Source organism: Mesorhizobium sp. B2-5-11, from assembly GCF_006440835.1.
Lineage (GTDB): Bacteria > Pseudomonadota > Alphaproteobacteria > Rhizobiales > Rhizobiaceae > Mesorhizobium.
The window spans coordinates 382,407-404,415 of the sequence record NZ_VFUK01000003.1 but is presented as its reverse complement, the minus strand read 5'-3'; the positions used below and the strand labels follow the sequence as shown (position 1 = coordinate 404,415).

20 protein-coding genes are annotated in these 22,009 nt (G+C 63.8%); 10 read left to right on the top strand and 10 right to left on the bottom strand.

The window, feature by feature from the left end; genetic code table 11:
* Positions 1-61 precede the first annotated feature (61 nt).
* A complete protein-coding gene (locus FJ490_RS12910) occupies positions 62-820 on the top strand; it encodes a copper homeostasis protein CutC (protein ID WP_140631159.1) in 759 nt (252 codons plus the stop codon).
* Positions 817-1,311, top strand: coding sequence for a GNAT family N-acetyltransferase (locus FJ490_RS12905; RefSeq protein WP_140495733.1), 495 nt, complete (start codon positions 817-819; stop codon positions 1,309-1,311). Before FJ490_RS12910 ends, FJ490_RS12905 begins: the two co-directional genes overlap by 4 nt.
* Before the next feature lie 155 nt (positions 1,312-1,466).
* Here FJ490_RS12905 and FJ490_RS12895 read toward each other — a convergent pair whose 3' ends face one another.
* The 5 genes from FJ490_RS12895 to FJ490_RS12875 form a co-directional block, all read right to left on the bottom strand.
* Positions 1,467-2,846, bottom strand: a complete 1,380-nt coding sequence (locus tag FJ490_RS12895; protein WP_140623331.1) for an OFA family MFS transporter — start codon at positions 2,844-2,846, stop codon at positions 1,467-1,469.
* A gap of 239 nt (positions 2,847-3,085) precedes the next feature.
* On the bottom strand, positions 3,086-4,108 hold the full coding sequence (locus FJ490_RS12890) for an acyltransferase (protein ID WP_140517169.1): 1,023 nt from the start codon (positions 4,106-4,108) through the stop codon (positions 3,086-3,088).
* Positions 4,109-4,300: 192 nt separating this feature from the next.
* Positions 4,301-5,098 carry a xanthine dehydrogenase family protein subunit M gene (locus tag FJ490_RS12885; RefSeq protein ID WP_140555122.1) on the bottom strand — a complete coding sequence of 266 codons (798 nt, stop codon included), beginning with the start codon at positions 5,096-5,098 and terminating at the stop codon, positions 4,301-4,303.
* A 151-nt stretch (positions 5,099-5,249) separates the two neighbouring features.
* Complete coding sequence (locus FJ490_RS12880; protein WP_140555120.1) at positions 5,250-7,601, bottom strand: xanthine dehydrogenase family protein molybdopterin-binding subunit; 2,352 nt, start codon at positions 7,599-7,601, stop codon at positions 5,250-5,252.
* Between the two features lie 89 nt (positions 7,602-7,690).
* Positions 7,691-8,179: a (2Fe-2S)-binding protein gene (locus FJ490_RS12875; protein WP_140495727.1), complete on the bottom strand. Its 489-nt coding sequence runs from the start codon at positions 8,177-8,179 to the stop codon at positions 7,691-7,693.
* Between the two features lie 304 nt (positions 8,180-8,483).
* Here FJ490_RS12875 and FJ490_RS12870 point away from each other — a divergent pair, with 304 nt between their 5' ends.
* Together FJ490_RS12870 and FJ490_RS12865 are read left to right on the top strand one after the other, a co-directional pair.
* Positions 8,484-9,620: an FIST signal transduction protein gene (locus FJ490_RS12870; protein ID WP_140656516.1), complete on the top strand. Its 1,137-nt coding sequence runs from the start codon at positions 8,484-8,486 to the stop codon at positions 9,618-9,620.
* A gap of 8 nt (positions 9,621-9,628) precedes the next feature.
* The gene (locus FJ490_RS12865; RefSeq protein ID WP_140495725.1) at positions 9,629-10,969 is read left to right on the top strand and encodes a hybrid sensor histidine kinase/response regulator; all 1,341 of its coding nucleotides are present in this window, start codon (positions 9,629-9,631) and stop codon (positions 10,967-10,969) included.
* A 9-nt stretch (positions 10,970-10,978) separates the two neighbouring features.
* Here the strand turns inward: FJ490_RS12865 and FJ490_RS12860 are convergent, their stop codons facing one another.
* Positions 10,979-11,662 carry a response regulator transcription factor gene (locus tag FJ490_RS12860; RefSeq protein ID WP_140495724.1) on the bottom strand — a complete coding sequence of 228 codons (684 nt, stop codon included), beginning with the start codon at positions 11,660-11,662 and terminating at the stop codon, positions 10,979-10,981.
* Positions 11,663-11,886: 224 nt separating this feature from the next.
* Here FJ490_RS12860 and FJ490_RS12855 point away from each other — a divergent pair, with 224 nt between their 5' ends.
* The 3 genes from FJ490_RS12855 to FJ490_RS12845 all read left to right on the top strand — a co-directional run bounded on the left by FJ490_RS12855 (position 11,887) and on the right by FJ490_RS12845 (position 14,416).
* Positions 11,887-12,585: a fumarylacetoacetate hydrolase family protein gene (locus FJ490_RS12855; protein ID WP_140728925.1), complete on the top strand. Its 699-nt coding sequence runs from the start codon at positions 11,887-11,889 to the stop codon at positions 12,583-12,585.
* 4 nt (positions 12,586-12,589) lie between these two features.
* Positions 12,590-13,240: a maleylacetoacetate isomerase gene (gene maiA / locus FJ490_RS12850; protein ID WP_140623322.1), complete on the top strand. Its 651-nt coding sequence runs from the start codon at positions 12,590-12,592 to the stop codon at positions 13,238-13,240.
* 135 nt (positions 13,241-13,375) lie between these two features.
* Complete coding sequence (locus FJ490_RS12845) at positions 13,376-14,416, top strand: zinc-dependent alcohol dehydrogenase family protein (protein WP_140495721.1); 1,041 nt, start codon at positions 13,376-13,378, stop codon at positions 14,414-14,416.
* On the opposite strand, the gene FJ490_RS12840 is transcribed toward FJ490_RS12845, so the two are convergent.
* The gene (locus tag FJ490_RS12840; protein WP_140555108.1) at positions 14,413-15,312 is read right to left on the bottom strand and encodes a DMT family transporter; all 900 of its coding nucleotides are present in this window, start codon (positions 15,310-15,312) and stop codon (positions 14,413-14,415) included. The genes FJ490_RS12845 and FJ490_RS12840 overlap by 4 nt on opposite strands.
* Before the next feature lie 108 nt (positions 15,313-15,420).
* On the opposite strand from FJ490_RS12840, the gene FJ490_RS12835 reads away from it, so the two are divergent.
* Positions 15,421-16,821, top strand: coding sequence for a PLP-dependent aminotransferase family protein (locus FJ490_RS12835; RefSeq protein WP_140728926.1), 1,401 nt, complete (start codon positions 15,421-15,423; stop codon positions 16,819-16,821).
* 23 nt (positions 16,822-16,844) lie between these two features.
* Here FJ490_RS12835 and FJ490_RS12830 read toward each other — a convergent pair whose 3' ends face one another.
* Positions 16,845-17,735, bottom strand: a complete 891-nt coding sequence (locus FJ490_RS12830; RefSeq protein ID WP_140728927.1) for a LysR family transcriptional regulator — start codon at positions 17,733-17,735, stop codon at positions 16,845-16,847.
* 136 nt (positions 17,736-17,871) lie between these two features.
* Here FJ490_RS12830 and FJ490_RS12825 point away from each other — a divergent pair, with 136 nt between their 5' ends.
* Both FJ490_RS12825 and cml read left to right on the top strand, forming a co-directional pair.
* Complete coding sequence (locus FJ490_RS12825; RefSeq protein WP_140728928.1) at positions 17,872-19,332, top strand: MFS transporter; 1,461 nt, start codon at positions 17,872-17,874, stop codon at positions 19,330-19,332.
* 238 nt (positions 19,333-19,570) lie between these two features.
* Positions 19,571-20,773: a CmlA/FloR family chloramphenicol efflux MFS transporter gene (gene cml, locus FJ490_RS12820; RefSeq protein WP_140728929.1), complete on the top strand. Its 1,203-nt coding sequence runs from the start codon at positions 19,571-19,573 to the stop codon at positions 20,771-20,773.
* Positions 20,774-20,808: 35 nt separating this feature from the next.
* Here the strand turns inward: cml and FJ490_RS12815 are convergent, their stop codons facing one another.
* Together FJ490_RS12815 and FJ490_RS12810 are read right to left on the bottom strand one after the other, a co-directional pair.
* A complete protein-coding gene (locus tag FJ490_RS12815) occupies positions 20,809-21,306 on the bottom strand; it encodes a MaoC family dehydratase (protein ID WP_140728930.1) in 498 nt (165 codons plus the stop codon).
* A gap of 248 nt (positions 21,307-21,554) precedes the next feature.
* Positions 21,555-21,983 carry a phasin family protein gene (locus FJ490_RS12810; RefSeq protein ID WP_140517196.1) on the bottom strand — a complete coding sequence of 143 codons (429 nt, stop codon included), beginning with the start codon at positions 21,981-21,983 and terminating at the stop codon, positions 21,555-21,557.
* Positions 21,984-22,009 lie beyond the last annotated feature (26 nt).

Here is a 22,009-nt window from a genome sequence, read left to right as displayed (position 1 = left end):
CTTTCGCGCCCGCCGCGCGGGTGCTACGGGCTTCTCACAACATCATGGACAGGATCACACCTTGACTGAAGAAGCCCGCCCGCCGCTGATCGAAATCTGTGTCGAGGGCATTGATGGCCTTCTGGCCGCACAGGCCGGCGGCGCCGACAGGGTCGAACTGTGCGCCAGCCTCGTCGAAGGCGGCATCACGCCGAGCTTGGGAACCGTGCGCGCCGCGCTCGACCAGGCGATTGTGCCGTTCCATGTCATGGTGCGGCCGCGTGGCGGCGATTTTCTCTACAGCGAAACCGAGTACCGTTCGATGCTGGCCGACGTAGCCGCCCTGCGCGACCTCGGCGTGCCCGGCGTGGTGTTCGGCTGCCTCACCGCCGAAGGCACCATCGATGAGCGCCGCATGAGCGAACTGACGGAGGCCGCCGGCGGCCTTAACGTCACGTGTCACCGCGCTTTCGACATGACGCGCGACCCGGCCGAGGCTTTGGAAGCGCTGATCCGTTGCAAGGTCGGCCGCGTGCTGACCAGCGGCCAACGCGACACGGCGATGGAGGGCCTGTCGCTGCTGGCGGACCTGGTGCGACAGGGGGGCGACCGCATCGTCATTCTCGGCTGCGGCGGGCTCGATCTCGGCAACATTGCCGAGGTGCGGCAAAGGACCGGACTGTCCGAAATGCATTTCGCCGTCCTTAAGGACGTGCCCAGCGCCATGCGCTACCGCAATCCCAAGGTCGGCATGGGTGGCTCCGATCTCGACCGCGAGTATCGCAATACGCTCACCGATACGCCGCTTGTGGCAGCGACGATCGGGGCGGCCAAGGCATGACCGCCCTCTCCCCGATCAGCCGTGTCAGGCAAAGCGACGAAGCGGCCATACTCGCGCTCAACAACGAGCATGCCGCCGAATTGTCGTGGCTTGAGCCCGAGCGCCTGTCTTTCCTGCTTGGCGAGGCGTTCTATGCGCGCCGCATCGGCGCGCTCGAAGCCTTCATCATGACCTTCGATCAAGGGGCTCGGTACGACAGTCCGAATTTTCTCTGGTTTCGCGAACGCTACGAGCGCTTCGTCTATGTCGATCGCGTCGTGGTGGCGGCGCAAGCTCGTGGCCGCGGCCATGCCCGCCTGCTCTACCAAGACCTGTTCGAGCACGCCACGCGCGCCGGCCATGCACTGGTCACATGCGAGGTCAATGCCGACCCGCCCAACCCGGCTTCGGACGCCTTCCATGCAGCGCTCGGCTTCACCGAGGTCGGCGACGCGGTGATCCATGGCGGCAAGAAGGCGGTGCGCTACTACGTCAGGCGGATCATCGCCTGAGCGCTGCTCCTTTCCAGGTCTCTGCCACTACTGGAACAACGCCGCTGCACTGACCAGCGTCGTCCAGAACCCCCACAACAGCGGGATGCCGACCAGCAGCCAGGCAAGGACCAATTTGACAGAATTGCTGTTGTCTTGCGCCATGATCACTCTCCTTACGCTGCAGCCGGTTCGGCCTTCATGTGGAACCGTGCATCCACCGGCCGCATCATCAGGTTGAGCAGGAAACCGACGACGAGCAGGCCGGCCATGATGTACATGGTGACCGTGTAGGCATCGGCCTTCGCTACTCCTGCATCGATCTGGTACTGCCTGATGTAGTTGACCAGGACCGGCCCCAGCACGCCCGCCACTGACCACGCCGTCAGCAGGCGGCCATGGATGGCACCGACATACCGCACGCCGAAGACATCGCGCAGATAGGCCGGAATGGTGGAAAAGCCGCCGCCATACATGCTCAAGATGACGCCATAGAACAGCACGAACAGGAACACGTTGCCCGACTGGCCCGTCCACGGCACCACTGCATAAAGGATCACGCCCAGCACGAAGAAGACCGCGTAGGTCGTCTTGCGGCCGATATAGTCGCTGGTCGACGCCCAGAAGAAGCGGCCGAGCATGTTGAAGATCGATAGCAGGCCGACGAAGCCGGCGGCGGCGGCCGGCGTGATGCGTCCCGGGAACATCTCCTGGCTCATGGCGGAGGCTTGGCCGAGGACGCCGATGCCGGCCGTCACGTTGAGGCACAGCACGCCCCACAACAGCCAGAACTGCGGTGTCTTCAACGCGTCGTCGAGATGGACGTTGGCGGTTGTCACCATCGTGTTTTGTGTCGTCGGCGGCGTCCAGCCGGCCGGACGCCAGCCATCGGGCGGCACCCTGACGATGACAGCGCCGATCAGCATGAAGATGAAGTAGACAATGCCCAGCATGATGAAGGTTTCGGCGACACCGATATGCTGCGGGGTCGAAAACAGCTTCAGCAGATAGACCGAAAGCGGCGAAGCGATGAAGGCTCCGCCGCCAAACCCCATGATCGCCATGCCGGTCGCCATGCCCGGCCGGTCGGGAAACCAGGTGATCAGCGTCTTGACCGGCGAGATGTAACCGAGCCCGAGGCCGATGCCGCCCAGGACGCCGTAGCCGAGATAGATGATCCACAGTTGATGCAAGGTGACGCCGAGCGCCGACACGATGAAACCGCCGCCGAAACAGCAGGCGGCCGCGACCATCGCCTTGCGCGGGCCGACGCGATCCAGCCAACCGCCGCCGAAGGCTGCCGCGAGGCCAAGAAACAGGATCGCGATCGAAAAAATCCAGCCGAGTCCGGTCAGCTTCCAGTCGTCGGGCGCCGAATCGGTGATACCGATCAGTTTCGACATCGGCAGGTTAAAGACGCTGAACGCGTAGGCCTGACCGATGCAAAGATGAATGCACAACGCCGCCGGCGGCACCATCCATCTGCTGAAACCGGGCTCGGCGATCGTGCGCGAGCGGTCGAGCCAGCCGCCGGCGTTTTCCCTGGTCGTTGCCATTCCATCCTCCCATGCAATGCTCCGATTCGAATAAACTAGGCGGAGCACGGGGCGGGACAACAAGGAATAGCTGCCATAATACCAATGTCTAAGGACATTGGGCTATCCGGCAAGCAGATCGCCAGGTCACCCCTGGCTATATTAGGACGAACTTACCAAACAAGCTGCCGGACAGGCGGCATCGAGCGAGGCTGACCTTGGCCGCTAGGCAACGCAAGGGAGGGACACTGCGGCGTCACTCACCAGTTGCGGTTCAGCCACTCACGCGACGGCCGCTCGATGACATAATAGCTGCAGAGCGCGCAGGCAAAGACCCCAGCCAGCATCAGCCATGGGTCGCTGCCTCGCTCATAGACGAATTTGTAGAATGGCTGCTGCCACAGATAGAGCGAATAGGACCATAGACCCAACGTCGCCATAGGCCAGGACGACAGCAGTCCAGAAAACAATCTCGTGCTGAAATCGAGAGCGTTGACGGCAAGCGCCAGGAGCGGCACGGCGACCAGATAGTGGATCGGGGTTGGTACCGGGTCCATGAACAGAAGCACCGCCGCGATGGCCGCCGCCACCGCCACATAAGGGCCCTTCAACAGGGCCGGCAGCTTGCCGTCGGTCTTCAGCAGGCAGATGGCGGCCGACAGCAGGATCGACGCAATATGCACGTCGGTGCGCCAGTATGTGGTCTCGTAGTCCATGTGCAGGAACCAGTACGAAACCGCACCGTTTGCCATGGCCAGCACCGCCAGCACCAGGAGCAGCGGGATGACGCGGCTACGGCTTGCGACAAGTGCGCTGATCGCTGCCAGGATGATGTAGGCATGCTCTTCGACACAGAGCGACCAGATGTGGTCGAGCGCGCCGGCGCGGTTCACGAGAATTCCGGCATAGTTGTAGGTGAATGTCAGCGCCGTCAGCGCCGCCTTCCATTTGAAGGCGACGAACGTGCCCGACAGCGCAATCATCGAAACGATCACGAACACCAGCAGCGCGGGATAGATGCGGGAGAAGCGGCGCTTGAAGAATTTCTTCAGCGGGTAGCGCTCGACGAACAGGATCTCGGCCATCAGCCGGCCGCTGAGCACGAAGAAGAATTCGACGCCCAGTACGCCGAGATTGATCCCTGCAACGGGAAAGAAATGGCCAATGAGCACCAGCGCGATCGAAAGTCCGCGCCAGCCGTCGAGATAGGCCAGTCTTGTCCTGGCGGATCTGTCGGCGACGGATCTTGGCGGCACAACATGCGTCGCGGAGATGTCGGTCATGCCGCTCCCTTCGCATTGAAACATGCGAATAGGGTCGCAGGTCGTGATGAACACTCCGAACCCGGCTCGCGTTTGATCGCCGGCATAGTGCAGTGCAATATCGCTTTGTGCAAGTGCGAGATTGCCACAATGCGCCCATCTGCGGAAAAGGGGCGAGAAGTCCCTCTCCTGCCTGACAGGAGCAGGAAGGAATCAGGCGTTGGCGGCGGCCACCGCGCGCTTAGCCATGACCGCGACCAGATTGGCACGGTAGTCGGCGGAAGCGTGGATATCGCTCATCAGCTTGGTCGCCGGCACCTTGACGCCGTCGAGCGCCGAAGCCACGAAGTCCTTCGCGAGCGCGGCCTCGATCTCCTTCGAGCGGAAGACGCCATCGTCGCCGGCCCCGGTCACGGCCACCCTGACGCCGTCCTCACCCTTGGCCACGAACACGCCGACAATGGCGTAGCGGGAGGCCGGATTGCGGAATTTTTTATAGGCTGCCTTTGCCGGTGCGGTGAAGGTGACGGCCGTGAGGATTTCGCCGTCCTCCAGCGCCGTCTCGAACAGGCCTGTGAAGAACTTGTCGGCCGCGATCTGGCGCGTGTTGGTAATGATGGTGGCATTTAGCGCCAGCATGGCCGCTGGATAATCGGCCGCAGGGTCGTTGTTGGCGATCGAGCCGCCGATCGTGCCCCTATAGCGCACTGCCGGATCGCCGATCAGCGATGCCAGATGCGCGAGCGCCGGGCAGGCCTGTTTCAACTTGTCGTCGCTGGCAACATCGAAATGCGTGGTGGCGGCGCCGATCGTGACTGCCCTGCCGGACACTGTCACCCCTTGCAATTCCTTGATCCGCGACAGGTCGACGACATCGGAGGGGGCCGCCAGCCGCGTCTTCATGGCCGGGATCAGGGTCATGCCGCCCGACAGCAACTTGGCGTCGCCGCCCGTGACGAGCTTCGCGGCATCGGCGACTGAGGCGGCGCGGTGGTAATTGACTGCGTACATTTGGAGGCTCTCCCTGGTGAAGAGTGGATAGTCAGTAGTCAGTAGTGATTAGTGAGTAGCATTGGTCGGTAATTTGGTGAATAGCGGGTGATCAATTGCCGCGGCAACCGCGTTTTTGTTCACTACTCACTATTCACTACTCACTCTCCTTTCAGTGCTTCGCCGCCGCACGGATCGCGGCCCACACCGTAGACGGCGAAGCCGGCATGGCGATGTCAGAGATTCCTATGGCGTCGGTGATGGCGTTGATCACCGCCGGCGGCGAGCCGATAGCGCCGGCCTCGCCGCAGCCCTTGATGCCGAGCGGATTGCCCGGACACGGCGTGTTCGAGGTCGAGACCTTGAACGAAGGCAGGTCATCCGCGCGCGGCATGGTGTAGTCCATGTAGCTCGCTGTCAGAAGCTGGCCGTCGGCATCATAGTGGGCGCCTTCGAGCAGTGCCTGGCCGATGCCCTGCGCGATGCCGCCATGCACCTGGCCCTCGACGATCATCGGGTTGATGATGTTGCCGAAATCGTCGGCCGCGACGAACTGGATAATCTCGGTCGTTCCGGTCTCCGGATCGATCTCGACCTCGCAGATGTAGCAGCCGGCCGGAAAGGTGAAATTGGACGGGTCGTAAAACGCCGTCTCCTTCAATCCCGGCTCCATGCCACCGGGCAAATTATGAGCGGTATAGGCCGCCAGCGCCATCTGGAACCACGGCACGTTTTTGTCGGTGCCGGCGACCTTCAGCGCGCCGTTCTCGATGACGATGTCGCCCTCGTCGGCCTCGAGCAGGTGCGCCGCGATCTTCTTGGCCTTGGCCTCGACCTTGTCCAGCGCCTTGGCAATCGCCGACATTCCGACCGCGCCCGAGCGCGAGCCGTAGGTACCCATACCCATCTGCACCTTGTCAGTGTCGCCATGGACGATCGAGACGCTGTCGATCGGCACCCCAAACCGTTCGTTGACCAGTTGCGCGAAGGTCGTCTCATGGCCCTGGCCATGGCTGTGCGAGCCGGTCAGCACCTCGATGGTGCCGGCGGCATTGACGCGCACCTCGGCCGATTCCCAAAGGCCGACGCCCGCGCCGAGCGAGCCCACCGCGGCCGACGGCGCCAGGCCGCATGCTTCGATGTAGCAGCTCATGCCGATGCCGCGCAGCTTGCCGTTCCTGGCGGCCTCCGCCTTGCGCCCGGCAAAGCCGGCATAGTCGGCGGCCTCCATGGCCGCGTCGAGCGAGGCGCCATAGTCACCGGCGTCATAGTTCATGATGACCGGCGTCTGGTGCGGAAACGTGGTGATGAAGTTGGTTCGCCGAAGCTCCGCCGGCGACACGCCGAGTTCCCGCGCCGCGGTCTCCATCGTGCGCTCGATGAGATAGGTGGCTTCCGGCCGCCCTGCCCCGCGATAAGCATCGACGGGTGCCGTGTTGGTATAGACCGTTCGGACATTGGCGTGGATCGCCGGGATATTGTATTGACCCGACAGCAGCGTCGCGTAGAGATAGGTCGGCACGCAGGACGAGAACAACGACATGTAGGCACCGAGATTGGCCAACGTGTCGACCTTGAGACCGGTGATCCTGTTGTTCTTGTCGAAGGCCATTTCCACTGTCGAGACATGATCGCGGCCATGTGCGTCGGAGAGGAAGCTTTCGGTGCGGTCGGCCACCCACTTCACCGGCACGCCGGTTTTCTTGGACGCCCACAGGCAGACGATCTCTTCCGGATAGATATAGATCTTGGAGCCGAAGCCGCCGCCGACATCGGGCGCGATGACGCGCAATTTGTTTTCCGGCGCGATGTTATAGAAGGCGCTCATCACCAGCCGCGCGACATGCGGGTTCTGCGAGGTCGTCCAGCAGGTATAGTGGTCTTCCGCTCTGTCATAGTGGCCCAGCGCTGCCCGCGGCTCCATGGCGTTGGGCACCAGCCGGTTGTTGACGATTTTCATGCGGGTGACGTGGGAAGCCGCGGTGATCGCCGCGTCGGTCGCCTTGGCGTCGCCGATCTCCCAGTCGAAGATCAGGTTGTTTTCGGCTTCCGGATGGAGTTGCGGAGCGCCCTTTTCGAGCGCCTTCGTCGCATCCACCACCGCCTCGAGTTCATTGTAGGTGATCTCGACCGCTTCGGCGGCGTCGCGCGCCTGGCCCTTGGTGTCGGCGACCACGACGACGACCGCATCGCCGACATAGCGAACCTTGTCGACCGCCAGCGGCGACCAGGCTCCCATCTTCATCGGGGAGCCGTCCTTGGAATGGATCATCCAGCCGCAGATGAGATTGCCGATGCCATCGGCCTTCAGCTCCTTGCCGGTCAGCACGCCGATAACACCCGGCATGGCTTGAGCTTTGTCGACGTCGATCTTCACGATCTGGGCATGCGCGTGCGGGCTGCGCACGAAGGCCGCATGCTTCATGCCGGGCACCACCATGTCGTCGACATAGCGGCCGGCACCAGTGATGAACCGCTTGTCTTCCTTGCGCGCCACGCGAGCGCCAACACCTTCAATGCCCATCAGAAATTCCTCCCGAAATAGTGAGTAGGAAGTAGTGAGTGGTGGAGATCGGCGCCGGTTCGTACCGACTACTCACTACTCAACTTTTCTCACGCCGCTTGCCTGACCTTGCCGCTCATCCCCTCCGATGCGGCGAGGATCGCCTTGACGATGTTGTGGTAGCCGGTGCAGCGACAGATGTTGCCCTCGAGCTCTGCGCGCACCGTCGCTTCGTCGAGGCCTTCGGGGTGGCGCTTGATCATGTCGGTCGCCGTCATGATCATGCCCGGCGTGCAGAAGCCGCATTGCAGTCCGTGATGCTCCTTGAACGCCGTCTGCACGGGATGCAGGTCGGCACCATTGGCAAGCCCCTCGATCGTCACCACGCTCGATCCGGACGCCTGCACCGCGAGCATCGTGCAGGATTTCACCGCCTTGCCGTCGACATGGACGACGCAGGCGCCGCATTGCGAGGTGTCGCAACCGACATGGGTACCGGTGAGACCGAGATTCTCCCGCAAGAAGTGAACCAGCAGCGTCCGGTCCTCGGCCGCACCGCGGACCTGTTTTCCGTTCACCATCAACGAAACGTCCGACATGAATCCTCCCTGGGTATCACCTTGGTCATCACGCTGCCGACGCGGTGTTGGCTTCGGCCATGCGTTATTCGTACACCGCACAAGCCGTAAAAAACAGCGCGGCGCAAAAGCCGGATCATTGTACTTTCGGCCATGGCAGGGCGAAACACGCATTCCCCTCGCCCCATTGCCAAAATGCCGATTGGCGGCAACAATGGCTTTCGACGTTGGCGCAAGAAGCACATCAACAGCCGCGCACAGGCAGCGTCGGAGGAAATGCGGGAGAACGTCGCTGACCGTTTCACGGACGCGCTACGCATGCGGTTTGTCGGCGCTGACCACGGACGAGCCCGACCCGGACGTCTTCGCACGCGCGGTGGCGGCGGAGGCGGCCGCCATCGAGGCCGGCTTCGCCCTGTTGTTCTTTTCCCAGCGCCTTGTCGAGGCCGGCGCCCTTTCGCGCGCAATCGCGGCCCATGCGCCGGCGCTACACTACGCCGGCTGCTCGACCGCCGGCGAAATCACGCCGCAGGGCCTCGAGGAGGGCCATATCCTCGCCATGCTGCTCCCTTCGGCGTCGTTTACCGCGGTCAGCACCACGGTCGACAACCTGTCGTCATCGGGCTTGGACAGGGTCACTGGTGATGTCGAGGATCTGCGACGCACGCTGCATGGGCGCATCGGCGGCGAGCGGGCTGGGAACACCTTCGCGCTCTGTTTCATCGACGGACTGTCCTATGCCGAGGAAGCTGTGAGTTCAGCCATCCATTGGGGCCTCGACGACATTCCGCTGCTCGGCGGTTCCGCCGGTGACGACCTGAAATTCGAGACGACGAGCCTGATCTCCAACGGCAAGGTCACCTCCGACAGCGCCATCATCGTGCTGGTCGCCACGGAAATCCCTTTCCATGTCTTCAAGACCGACAATTTCGTTCCCACCGACGAAAAGCTGGTGGTCACCGCGTCCGATCCCGATCACCGCATCGTGCGCGAGTTCAATGCCACCAATGCGGCCGAGGAATATGCCGCTTCGGTCGGCATCGTCGCGCAGACGCTGACACCGCTGAGCTTCGCCTCGCATCCGGTGGTGGTGAAGGTAGGCGGTGAATATTACTGCCGCTCCATCCAGAAGATGCATGCGGACGGCTCGCTGTCGTTCTTCTGCGCCATCGACGATGGTGTCGTGCTGTCGATCGCCCAACCCAAGGACATGGTGGAATCGACCCGCGCGGCTCTGCTCGACGTCGAGGCGAGGCTTGGCGGCATCGACATGATCATCGGCTTCGACTGTGTCCTGCGCCGGCTGGATGCGCGCAACCGCCAGGTCTTTCGCGAGATTTCCGAACTCTACCGGGTCAACAACGTCATCGGCTTCGGCACCTATGGCGAACAATACCGGTCGATGCATCTCAACCAGACCTTCACCGGCATCGCCTTCGGCGAGCGCCCGGCCGCCGAGTGAGCGCTGCCGTGCCCCTCAAGGACATAGACGATCCCGACAGGCTGAAGAAGATCAACGCTGCGCTGGTCAGCCGCGTCGAGCGCTCGATGGACCAGCAAGGCAACGCCTTCTCGCTGTTCCAGACCGCGATCTCACTGGAAAGCAGGGTACGCGCCCGCACCGAGGAACTGCACTCGACCTTGCGGCGGCTGGAACAATCGAACATCGACCTCAGCGCCGCCAAGGAAAATGCCGAGCAGGCGAACCTGTCCAAGACCCGCTTTCTCGCGGCGGCCAGCCACGACGTGCTGCAGCCGTTGAATGCGGCGCATCTGTCCGTCTCCGCCCTTGCCGAAGTGCAGACCAGCGACGAGGGCCGGAAACTGGTACGGCAGGTCGAGCGCTCGCTGGAGACGATGGAGGACCTGCTGCGCACGCTGCTCGACATCTCCAAGCTCGATGCGGGTGTGGTCCAGCCCGACATTGGCGACGTCAGCCTGGAGGCGCTGTTCTCGTCGCTGCGGTCGGATTTCCAGCCTGTGGCCGAACTGAAGGGCCTGTCGCTGAAATTCCGCGCCGTCAACGCCGTGGTTCGCTCCGATCGCACGCTGCTGCGCCGCATCCTGCAGAACATCCTCTCCAATGCGCTGGGCTACACCCGCTCGGGCGGTGTCCTTGTCGGCACCAGGCACCGCGGCGATGCCATCCGCATCGATGTCGCCGACACCGGCTGCGGCATTCCCGACGACCAGCGCGAGGCGGTGTTCGAGGAATTTCATCGCGGCATCATGCCTGCCAATGCCGAACTCGCCGGCGGCGGCCTCGGCCTTGGGCTGGCCATCGTGCGGCGCATCGCCGGCGCGCTCGGCCATCCCGTGACGTTTTCCTCGAAGGTCGGTCGCGGCACGATTTTTCACATCGATGTCCCCGTCGGCATCGGTGCCACGGCGGACGCCGTCGCCAGCGCTGCAAGCCTGGAGCGGCCGCGCGGCTATGGCTTGTTCGGCACCAAGGTTCTGCTGGTCGAGAACGATGTCGAGGTGCTGCAGGCGATGACCTCGTTGCTCGAACGCTGGCAATGCCTGGTGCGCGCCGCGACCTCGACCGACGACGCGCTCGACATGCTCGGCGACACGGACTGGGTGCCCGACATCGTCATAGCCGACCAGCATCTCGACGGCGGCGATCTCGGCACCGCCACCATATCGAAGGTCCGCCGCTATCTCGGCCGCGCGGTGCCGGCGCTGATCGTCACCGCCGACAGTTCCGAAGCCGTCGCCAAGGCGGCGCGGGCCGGCGGCATCGAGTTGATGCGCAAGCCGCTCAAGCCCGCGCAACTAAGGGCGCTGCTGGCACATCTGCTGGCTTAGACCTGCCCCTCAAAACCCCGCCTGATCCCTGAAAAGCTCCGCATTATCAAGCTTCGAAACCTCGATCACCGCTTGCGTGCGGCTGTAGACGTTGAGCTTGCGCAGGATCTCCGAGACGTGCGCCTTGACTGTGGTCTCGCCCACTTGCAGCTCATAGGCGATCTGCTTGTTGAGCAGGCCCTGGCGTAGCATCTGCAACACGCGCAACTGCTGCGGCGTCAATGTCGAAAGGCGCTGCACCATGTCGGCGCGGTCGGTGCTGTCGGCGTCGGGCGGGCGGCCCTCATAAGTTTCCGGAACATAGATGGCACCTTCCATCACCGAGCGTATGGCGTTGGCCAGATCGCTCTTGCGCGCCGATTTCGGGATGAAGCCGGCAGCACCGTAGGACAGCGCCTCGGAGATGATCTTGGGCTCCTCGTAACCGGATACTATGACCACGGGCAGGCGCGGATAGCGGGTCCGAAGCTGCAGCAACCCCTCGAAGCCGTGCACCCCGGGCATGCTGAGATCGAGCAGGGCAAGGTCGAACGGCTTTGTCCCGGCCAGCAGGTCGAGTGCCTCGGCGATCGAGCGCGCCTCCACCGTGTCGACCTCCGGGTAGGCCATCTGCACGGCGCTGTGCAGCGCCTCGCGAAACAGCGGATGATCGTCGATGATCAGGAACCGGGCGCTGTCAGTGGCTGCTGTCATGTGGCTCGTTTCGGTTTGCCGGCCGCAGCATAATCCCGCGACCACGGCTGACTTATTGGCAAATAGTCTATCCCAGCGGACGATGCATCGCCGCGAAAGTGATGGAAACTCCGGATTCCTTATACGGCCGGCCGGCCAATGCTTTATGAAAAGCGACGCCTTGCCCGGCCTCTCAATTCGGCCGAAGGTGCCCGCGGCCCGACATCCAACTGCAGAGACAGACCATGACCGCCTTTGTCCTCCCCGCTCCGCCAACGCCCTCGGTCGCAGTGGCCGGCTCGAACGAGCGATTTGCGGTGCGCCGCATCTTCTGCGTCGGGCGCAACTACGCCGCGCATATCAGGGAGTTCGGCAATGACGAGCGCGATCCACCCTTCTTCTTCACCAAGCCCGCCGATGCGTTGGCAGACTCCGGCGCCACGATCCCCTACCCGCCGCTGACGACCAACCTGCACCATGAGATCGAACTGGTGGTCGCGATCGGCAAGCCGGGCTTCCGCATCCCGCGCGCCCAGGCGCTGGATTATGTCTGGGGCTATGCCGTCGGCATCGACCTCACCCGCCGCGATCTCCAGGACGAAGCCAAGAAAGCAGCGCGGCCCTGGGACTGGTCGAAGGCTTTCGACCTCTCCGCGCCGTGCGGTCCTCTGGTTCCCGCGCAAAAATCCGGCCATCCGAGCCAGGGCCGTATCTGGCTGGCTGTCGACGGCAAGATCCGGCAGGACGCCGATCTCGCCGAGTTGATCTGGCCGATCTCCGACATCGTCTCGATCTGCAGCGAAGGCATGGAATTGCAGCCAGGCGACCTCATCTTCACCGGCACGCCGGCCGGCGTCGGCAAGGTCAACCCTGGGGAGACGATGACCGGCGGCGTCGACGGCATCGGCACGATCGAAGTGACCATCGGCCAGCCAAATCGGTGAATGCATGAGCGACATCGTCCTTCACAACTACTACCGCTCCTCCACCTCCTACAGGGTGCGGATTGCGCTGGAGATGAAGGGGCTTACCTATGACTACGTGCCGCATCACCTGCGCCATGGCGAGCATCTCGAACCGGCCTATCTCGCGGTCAACCCGCAGGGCCTGGTGCCGGCGCTGATCCTGGGCGACGGCACCCTGTTGACGCAATCGCTGGCGATCATCGAATTTCTCGACGAGACGACGCCCGAACCGCCTCTGCTGCCGAAGGACGCAGTTGGGCGCGCCCGCGTCAGGATGCTGGCGCAGATGATTGCCTGCGATATCCATCCGGTGAACAATCTGCGTATCCTGACCGCGCTGCGAACCCTGTTCGGCGCCGGCGACGAGGATGTCGCTAACTGGTTCCGGCACTGGGTCAAAGAGGGTTTCAAGCCACTCGAAAACCTGTTGGGGGCTTCGCCCGAGACCGGCACGTTCTGCCACGGCGACACGCCGGGGCTGGCCGATATCTGCCTGGCGGCACAAGTCACCAGCAATGCCCGTTTCGGCGTCGATATGGCGCCCTACCCAACGATCTCGCGCATCAACGCCGCTTGCATGGCCCTGCCGGCCTTCCAGAACGCCGCGCCGCAAAACCAGATCGATGCCGAGTAACCTTCATTCGGCAACGCGCAGCGTCGCCATCGGCGTATGCCCAAACGGCCGACTTGTCTGGCGGAATCGATTTCCGCTTGACCGGCCAGGGAATCGGCTATCGTTTCCCGAAGTGCGCGCAAGGTGGAGTTGCCGATGAAAGCCGTCGTCTTCGAAAAATTCGGCGAGGCGCCGACGATCCAGACCGTTCCCGATCCGAAGCCGGCGCCGGACGGCGTCGTCATCAAGGTCGAGGCGACAGGCCTGTGCCGCAGCGATTGGCACGGCTGGATGGGCCATGACGCCGATATCCGCTTGCCGCATGTCCCCGGTCACGAACTGGCCGGCGTCGTGGTAGCCGCCGGCAAGCAGGTGACCCGCTGGAAGGCTGGCGAGCGCGTCACCGTCCCGTTCGCCGTCGGCTGTGGCCACTGTTTCGAATGCACGTCCGGCAATCACCAGGTCTGCGAGCACCAGTCCCAGCCGGGCTTCAACGCCTGGGGCTCGTTCGCCGAATATGTCGCCATCGAGCACGCCGACACAAACCTCGTGCGCCTGCCCGACGAGATGGAATTCGCCACTGCCGCCAGCCTCGGCTGCCGCTTCGTCACCTCGTTCCGCGCCATCGTCGATCAGGGCCGGGTGACGCCGGGCGAATGGGTAGCGGTGCATGGCTGCGGCGGTGTCGGCCTGTCGGCGATCATGATCGCCAGCGCCATGGGTGCCAATGTCATCGCCATCGACCTCACCGAAGAGAAGCTGGACTTCGCCAGGAAGATCGGCGCGGTGGCGACCATCAACGCGGCGACGACCCCGAACGTCGTCAAGGCGGTCAAGCAGATCACCAATGGCGGCGTGCATATGTCCATGGATGCACTCGGTCATCCCACGACCTCGTTCAATTCGATCGCCAATCTACGCCGGCGCGGACGCCATGTGCAGGTCGGCCTGATGCTGGGCGATCACGCCCGCCCGCAGGTGCCGATGGACAAGGTGATCGCGTTCGAGCTCGAAATCCTCGGCAGCCACGGCATGCAGGCCTACCGCTACCCCGCGATGATGGAGATGATCCGCACCGGCAAGCTGAAACCCGAGCTTCTGGTCGGAAAGAAGATCAGCCTTGAGGAAGCGCCCGCCGCCCTGATGGCGATGGGCGGCTTCGAAGGCATCGGCATCGGTGTGGTGACGAAGTTTTAGCCAGCGGCGCCGGTTGCGGGCCGTGGCAAATCCCGCCTGGCAAACTTTTTGGCGCCGAATACGCACAGCACCACGCCGAGCGTGATGACGACCATCAGGGGGCTGACCTGTTCATGCAGCAGGGACGCCGCCAGGGCGAGGCCAAAGAAGGGCTGCAGCAGTTGCAACTGCCCCACGGCGGCGATGCCGCCTTGCGCGAGGCCGCGATACCAGAACACGAAGCCGATCAGCATGCTGAACAGCGAGACATAGGCAAGCCCGATCCATGCATTGGTCCCGACCGTGGCGAAGGACGGTGGCAAGGTGACCAGGGTCACCACCAGCATGACCGGCAGTGACAGCACCAGCGCCCAGCAGATCACCTGCCAACCGCCCAGCCTGCGCGACAGCGCGGCGCCTTCTGCGTAGCCCAGGCCGCAAACGACGATTGCGGCGAGCATCAGTGCATCGCCAACCGGCGAGGCCGTCACGCCTTGCGCAAGGGCAAACCCGCCCACCAGCGCGCTGCCGAGGCATGAGAACAGCCAGAAGGCCGGTCTCGGCCTCTCGCCCCCGCGCAGCACGCCGAAGATCGCGGTCGCCAGCGGCAGCAGGCCGACGAAGATGATGGAATGAGCAGAGGTGACATGCTTCAGCGCCAAGGCTGTCAGCAAGGGAAAGCCGACCACCACACCCAACGCGACGATGACAAGCGACATCAGGTCATGACGCTCCGGGCGCTTCTCGCGGAAGACGAGCAGCAGCGCGAGGCCAAGCAAAGCTGCTATCACCGCGCGCGCCGACGTCAGGAATGTCGGATCGAGATCCATCACCGCCACGCGCGTTGCCGGCAAGGAGCCGCTGAAAATCAACACGCCGATGAATCCGCTCACCCAGCCGCTCGTCGTCTTGTCCATTGCAGGCACTCCATCCGTTGCGCCCTCTATCGGGCCCATACCCATGGCGTCACCAGAGACAATGCAGTACAATTCAACAAAACTGTAATGGTTTGCCGGAAGGTACAGATGAACGTATCAGCGAGATTCGACAACAGCGGAACCCTTGTCGAAGGCGTCATGTCCACCATCCGCCAGCGAATTGCCGCGCGCAGCCTCACGCCCGGCGCCCGATTGCCCTCGATCCGCGCCTTCGCCAAATCCATGCAGGTTTCCAAATCGACAGTGGTCGAGGCCTATGAGCGACTGGCGGCGGAAGGCGCGATCCGTTCCCGGCCAGGCTCCGGCTTCTATGCCGCCGGATCGCTGGCGCCGCTGTCGCTGGCCGAGATCGGCCCCCGACTCGATCGCGCCGTCGATCCGCTCTGGGTTTCGCGGCAGTCGCTGGAAGCGGGCGATGAGATGCTGAAGCCCGGCTGCGGCTGGCTGCCCGCCTCGTGGATGCCGCAGGCAGCGCTACGTCGCGCGCTGCGCAACGTGGCGCGCGCCGATGATGTGGCCCTTGCCGACTACGGCACGCCGCTCGGGCTGCCGCCGCTGCGCCAATTGCTGGCGCGGCGCATGGCCACGCATGGCATCGAGGCTTCCCCCGAACAGGTCATGCTGACGGAATCGGGCACGCAGGCCATCGACCTCCTGTGCCGGTTCCTGCTCGAACCCGGCGATACAGTGCTGGTCGACGATCCCTGCTATTTCAATTTCCACGCACTGTTGCGTGCCCATCAGGCCAAGGTCGTCAGCGTCCCCTATACGCCATCGGGGCCGGATATCGACTTGTTTGCGCAGGCGCTGGCCGAGCATCGGCCGCGCCTCTACATCACCAACTCCGCCATCCACAACCCGACCGGCGCGATCCTGTCGCCGGTCACCGCGCACCGGCTGCTCAAGCTCGCCGATCAATCGGACCTGACCATCGTCGAGGACGACATCTTCGCCGATTTCGAACACGCTCCTGCCCCAAGGCTCGCGGCTTTCGACGGTCTCGAGCGTGTCGTCCATATCGGTAGTTTCTCCAAGACGCTTTCGGCCTCGATACGCTGCGGCTTCATCGCCGCGCCCCGTGACTGGATGGAAGGGCTGGCCGACCTCAAGATCGCCACCACCTTCGGCGGCGGGCGGCTCGCGGCCGAATTGGTGCTGACCCTGCTCAGGGATGGCAGCTATCGCAAGCACATGGACCTGCTGCGCGCCCGGCTCTCACGCGCCATGATCGAGACAGGCGCTCGGCTGAAGGCGATCGGGATCACGCCCTGGATCGAGCAGCCCGCCGGTCTGTTCCTCTGGTGCAGCCTGCCGGATGCAGTGGACGCAGCCGAGATTGCCCGCCGCGCGCTTGCGGCCAATGTCGTGCTGGCGCCCGGGAACGCGTTCAGCCTGTCGCGATCAGCCAGCCGATTCCTGCGCTTCAACGTTGCACAATGCGAAGACGAGCGGATTTTCAAGGTGCTGGAGGCAGCCATGCCGCGCTGACGGCTGCGGCGCGGCTTGCGCGATCAGGACTTCACGCAAATGTCGCGCACGCAACTCCGCAGCCAGCGCTGCGCCGGATCGGCATCGAGCCGCGGATGCCAGAGCATGGAAATGGTGACCGCCGGAATGTCGACCGGCAGGGAAAAAGTCTGCATGCCGGCGCGCGCGCCTTGCGTATGCCGCTCGGGCACGCTGGCGATCAACTCCGAGGCGCGCGCCATCGCGAGCGCGGCCGAAAAACCGGAAGCCATGCACACGACCATTCGTTGCAATCCGAGCCGGCTCAAGGCCTCGTCGACCGGCCCCCTTTCGCGGCCCCGCCGCGAAACATTGATGTGGCGGCCGGCCGCATAGCGTTCCGGCGTCATCGCGCCCTGGCCCAGCGGATGGCCGCTGCGCACCGCGCAGACGAAACGGTCGCGAAAAAGCGCCTGGATGCGCACCTCCGGCCCGGTCTCGCCGGCCACACCTACTTCCAGGTCGATCGCCGCTTCGCGCAGTGACGCCATGTCCTTGTCCGACTTCGGCGCGAAACGCAGCCGCACGCCCGGCGCATCGGCCTGGATGCGGGCGATCAGGCGCGGCCCGAACTCCTCGACGAAGCTTTCATTGGTGCGCAGCGTGAAGGTCCTCTCCAGGCCCGGCAGATCAAGCAGCCTCGCCGGGCGCAGCAGCGTTTCCGCATCCTGAACCACACGACCGACCTGCTGGCGCAGTTCCTGCGCGCGTGGCGTTGGAACCAGACCGCGACCGGCCCGCACCAGCAGCGGATCTCCCGTCGCCGCGCGCAGGCGCGCCAGCGTGCGGCTCATCGCCGAGGGGCTGAGCCGTAATCGCGTCGCCGCACGCGCCACGCTGCCTTCGTCCAGCAGGACATCGAGGGCGACGAGCAGGTTGAGATCGGGCGGCGACATGGTTCGATCCTAGCACGAAATCCGCTGATGTGGCGTGCAACGCACGAATAGAATGCAAATGCTGCGCGTTCCGCCACATCATGCAAACGATTAGATCTTCGAAGCTTCGACCTGAAGCCGACAAAGGGAGATCGCCGTGGCAGTCACTGAGCAACATCGCAACGAGCACGCATCGGTCGCACAGAAAATCCCATCGGCTGGATGGGCGCTCGCGAGCCTGTCGCTGGCCACGCTGCTGTCGTCGCTCGGCACCAGCATCGCCAGCGTCGGCCTTCCCGCGCTGATGCAGGCATTCGATGCCTCGTTCCAACAGGTGCAATGGGTCGTGATTGCCTATCTGCTCGCCATCACCATCCTGATCGTCAGTGCCGGGCGCCTCGCCGACATGCTCGGGCGGCGGCCGCTGCTGCTTTTCGGCATCGCGCTGTTCACATCGGCGTCGGTGCTCTGCGGCCTCTCGCCGGCTTTGTGGCTGCTGATCGCGGCGCGGGCGGTGCAAGGGCTTGGCGCGGCGCTGATGATGGCGCTGACATTGGCCCTTGTCGCCGAGACGGTGAGCAAGGCCAGGACCGGCAGCGCCATGGGCCTGCTCGGCGCCATGTCGGCCATCGGCACCACGCTCGGCCCCTCCATGGGCGGCCTGCTGATCGCCGCTCTCGGCTGGCGTTCGATTTTCCTGGTCAACGTGCCGCTCGGCATCCTGACCTTTGCAATGGCCTGGCGTGCTTTGCCTACCGGCAACCGGACGGTGCGGACCGGCCAAGCCGGCTTCGATGGTTTGGGCACGGGCCTGCTGGCCCTGGCATTGGCGGCTTACGCATTGGCGATGACACTGGGTAGAGGCAGTTTCGGCCCCATCAACATCGGCCTGCTGGTCGCGGCTGGCATCGGCATCTTCCTGTTCGCCACGGCGCAAAGGATGGCGAAAAACCCATTGGTCGAGCTTTCCGCCTTCCGCGATCTCTCACTGAGCACCAGCCTTGCCATGAACCTGATCGTCGGCACGGTGATGATGGCGACCTTGGTGGTCGCGCCGTTCTATCTCTCGCGCGGGCTCGGACTGGACGCGGCAAACGCCGGACTGGTGCTCTCGACAGGCCCGCTGGTTTCGGCGCTGTCGGCGTTGCTTGCCGGACGCCTTGCCGATCGCTTCGGAGCCAAAAGGATGATGGTCGCGGGCCTGCTCGGCCTTGCCACGGGCACGTTCCTCCTGTCCCTGGCGATAACGACACTCGGCATCGTCAGCTATGTCGTCCCCATCACCGTGACCTGCTTCGGCTATGCCCTGTTCCAGACAGCGAACAACGCCGCCGTCATGAGCAGCGTCGGCGGCGGTCAACGCGGCGTCATCTCCGGCCTGCTCAATCTGTCGCGCAACCTTGGCCTCATTACGGGCGCCTCCGTCATGGGCGCCATATTCGCCGCCGCATCGGCCGGAGGACGCGAAGCCATCGGCCAAGGCATGCTGACGTCAGCGGCGGCGGCCGGTGGAATGCAGGTGACCTTCCAGACGGCAACGGCACTGGCGGTGGCGGCGCTGGTGTTGGCGCTGGTTTCGGCTCGCGCCGCCGGTCGTGCTGCGCCCGAAATCCCCTGACTTGCTGCGCTGCATGGCCTGGAGGTTGCCCGGCCGGTCCTCGCCTGATAGGTGAACGACACACAGCCGAATGGACGGCTGCAAGATCATTCGGGGCAGCGGTATGGGAGCCAGCAAGTCAGCAGACGAGTAAGCCGCGACAACATCTCGTTGTTGCGGCCATCTGCCCCGTCATTTTTCCATCCTGAATCACCGGCAGGTCGCCGCCAAATCTCACCATTTGTGCGGATCCTCGATCATGTCTTATCCAAAACGCCCGATATGGGCCTACTCCTTGTCGTCGGCGCTGCTGCTGATGGCGCCTTTCGACATTCTTGCCTCGCTAGCCATGGACATCTATCTGCCGGTGGTTCCGGCAATGCCGGCAGCTCTTGGCACGACCCCTGATGTTGTCCAGCTGACGCTCAGCCTCTATATGGTCACGCTTGGCCTCGGCCAGGTCGTGTTCGGCCCGATTTCCGACCGGATCGGCCGGCGTCCGGTACTGATCGGCGGGGGGCTGCTGTTTGCAGGCGCTTCGTTTCTGCTGGCCGGCACGTCGTTGGCGACAGCCTTCGTTGCCCTGCGCGTCCTGCAGGCCATCGGCGCATCGGCTGTTCTGGTCGCGACCTTTGCAACGGTCCGTGACGTCTACGCGCAGCGGCACGAAGGCACGGTGATCTACGGCCTGTTCAGCTCGATGCTGGCCTTCGTGCCGGCATTGGGGCCGATCGCCGGCGCCTTGATCGCCGACAGCTTCGGCTGGCGCGCGATCTTCATCACGCTCGCCGTTCTGGCCATGCTGGCCACGCTCCAGGCGTGGCTGCGATGGCATGAGACGAAGCCGTTGAATGGTAACCGGCCGCACGCCGCATTCCGGTCGATCCTGGGCAGCTTTGCCTTTTGGACCTACACGCTCGGCTTCGCTGCGGCGATGGGCACGTTCTTCGTGTTCTTCTCGACGGCACCCCGGGTTCTGATCGATGGCGCCGGCTTCTCGCAGATCGGTTTCAGCTTCGCCTTTGCCACGGCGGCATTGGTGATGATCGCAACCACCCGCTTCGTCAAAGCCTTTACCAGCCGCTGGGGCATTGCGGGCAGCCTGGCGCGCGGCATGGCGATGTTGCTTTTCGGCGCCGCAATGCTGGCGATTGGGCAGTTGTCCGCCGCGCCCTCCTTCGCGACTTTCATCCTGCCGATGTGGGTGATGGCGGTGGGCATAGTTTTTGCCGCCTCGGTCACGGCCAATGGCGCACTCGAGGCGTTCTCCGATGTCGCGGGAACCGCCGTGGCGCTCTATTTCTGCGCCCAGAGCCTGATCGTCGGCATTGCTGGAACGTCCTTCGTCCTCCTGCTGGGTGGCGACACCGCATGGCCGTTGGTCTTCTATGCCGCTGTTTTTGCGGCAATGACGCTGTGCGCGCTCAGCCTCTTGCCGAGCCGGCGGGCGGAGAACGCCTGACGAAGATCGATTCAGGAGGCTTGGGCGAATGCCGTTCAGGCCCCTGCCCGCTTGCGGCGCTCATAAAGCATGACCAGCGTTTCGGCCGTCAACGCCGGCCTTTCCTCGCCGTCGATCTCGACGGTGTTGGCGGCCTTCATCAGGTATTGGCCCGGCCCCCTGTCCTCCATGGACAGCAGCGTGGTGCGCAACCGGATGCGTGCGCCCACCTTGACCGGTGCCAGGAAACGCACCTTGTCGAAGCCGTAATTGAAGGCGGCCTGCGTGTTCTCGGGCACGATTCCCATGCCGAGCGCCAGCGCGCCGATGATCGACAGCGTCAGATAGCCATGTGCAATCGTCGTGCGGAACGGGCTTTGCCGCCGCGCCCGTTCGGGGTCGACATGGATCCATTGATGGTCGCCGGTGCATTCGGCGAACTGGTTGATACGGTTCTGGTCGACTGTCGTCCATTCCGAGACGCCAAGCTCCTGCCCGGACATCGTCCTCAACTGCTCGTAGGTCGGCGGCGTCTTAGGCCGTATTTCGGTCATTCCTGTTTTCCCGATGGCTTCCAACGCTTCCGGACCACGAACCGGCGGCCTCTGTCAATTCGCCCTGCATGATTCCGTTCCGCCGGGACCGACGCGAATCCTGGCATGGTCCTACGTCAAGCCGTGTTCGCCCGGCCTTGGCATTTGAGGGTACCCATGGTGTAAAAGCATGGCGGCCGATGAAAGAGCATCCGAACAAAACTACGCCTGGCGCAGGGTTGGCAGGCAACCGGTCTTTGTCACGCAAGCTACTTCTTCTCGTAGCCGGCGCGGATTTCCTCCATCGCCTCCTTGATGCGCATGCGCAGGATGTCGACCGATTCGGTGCCGGATGTCCTGACCAGTTCGGCCACTTCGCTGGCATTCTTCAGCGTGGTCTCGAAGGATTTCCTGGCGAACTCAGTCTGCTTGGCCATCAGGTCCTGCGGCGTGCCGGGCGCTCTGTAGCCTTGCGTCATGTCGGCAATTTCGCGCAGTGTGTCCTGCAGCATCTCGCGTTGCCTGGAGAACAGCGACGACGCGCCGGCGGCACTTGCCCGCGCCGATTTCTCCAGCGCTTCAAGGTTCTTGCGGTGGTGCGCGAGGATTGCCTCGACATCGACATTGGGCAGTTTCAGATCGCGGCCGAACCGGCCGAACATGTCCGTGAAGGAATCGGAATCCGGTTGTTTGGCCATGCTCATCTGCTCCCCTGTTGCCGCGA

What these genes read in the sequence shown, in the direction of transcription:
- FJ490_RS12885 (WP_140555122.1), bottom strand. Translation starts at nt 5,098, where the DNA reads ATGTACGCAGTCAATTACCACCGCGCCGCCTCAGTCGCCGATGCCGCG.
- FJ490_RS12860 (WP_140495724.1), bottom strand. Translation starts at nt 11,662, where the DNA reads ATGACAGCAGCCACTGACAGCGCCCGGTTCCTGATCATCGACGATCAT.
- FJ490_RS12830 (WP_140728927.1), bottom strand. Translation starts at nt 17,735, where the DNA reads ATGTCGCCGCCCGATCTCAACCTGCTCGTCGCCCTCGATGTCCTGCTG.
- FJ490_RS12875 (WP_140495727.1), bottom strand. Translation starts at nt 8,179, where the DNA reads ATGTCGGACGTTTCGTTGATGGTGAACGGAAAACAGGTCCGCGGTGCG.
- FJ490_RS12880 (WP_140555120.1), bottom strand. Translation starts at nt 7,601, where the DNA reads ATGGGCATTGAAGGTGTTGGCGCTCGCGTGGCGCGCAAGGAAGACAAG.
- FJ490_RS12835 (WP_140728926.1), top strand. Translation starts at nt 15,421, where the DNA reads ATGAACGTATCAGCGAGATTCGACAACAGCGGAACCCTTGTCGAAGGC.
- cml (WP_140728929.1), top strand. Translation starts at nt 19,571, where the DNA reads ATGTCTTATCCAAAACGCCCGATATGGGCCTACTCCTTGTCGTCGGCG.
- maiA (WP_140623322.1), top strand. Translation starts at nt 12,590, where the DNA reads ATGAGCGACATCGTCCTTCACAACTACTACCGCTCCTCCACCTCCTAC.
- FJ490_RS12905 (WP_140495733.1), top strand. Translation starts at nt 817, where the DNA reads ATGACCGCCCTCTCCCCGATCAGCCGTGTCAGGCAAAGCGACGAAGCG.
- FJ490_RS12895 (WP_140623331.1), bottom strand. Translation starts at nt 2,846, where the DNA reads ATGGCAACGACCAGGGAAAACGCCGGCGGCTGGCTCGACCGCTCGCGC.
- FJ490_RS12855 (WP_140728925.1), top strand. Translation starts at nt 11,887, where the DNA reads ATGACCGCCTTTGTCCTCCCCGCTCCGCCAACGCCCTCGGTCGCAGTG.
- FJ490_RS12890 (WP_140517169.1), bottom strand. Translation starts at nt 4,108, where the DNA reads ATGACCGACATCTCCGCGACGCATGTTGTGCCGCCAAGATCCGTCGCC.
- FJ490_RS12840 (WP_140555108.1), bottom strand. Translation starts at nt 15,312, where the DNA reads ATGGACAAGACGACGAGCGGCTGGGTGAGCGGATTCATCGGCGTGTTG.
- FJ490_RS12815 (WP_140728930.1), bottom strand. Translation starts at nt 21,306, where the DNA reads ATGACCGAAATACGGCCTAAGACGCCGCCGACCTACGAGCAGTTGAGG.
- FJ490_RS12845 (WP_140495721.1), top strand. Translation starts at nt 13,376, where the DNA reads ATGAAAGCCGTCGTCTTCGAAAAATTCGGCGAGGCGCCGACGATCCAG.
- FJ490_RS12810 (WP_140517196.1), bottom strand. Translation starts at nt 21,983, where the DNA reads ATGGCCAAACAACCGGATTCCGATTCCTTCACGGACATGTTCGGCCGG.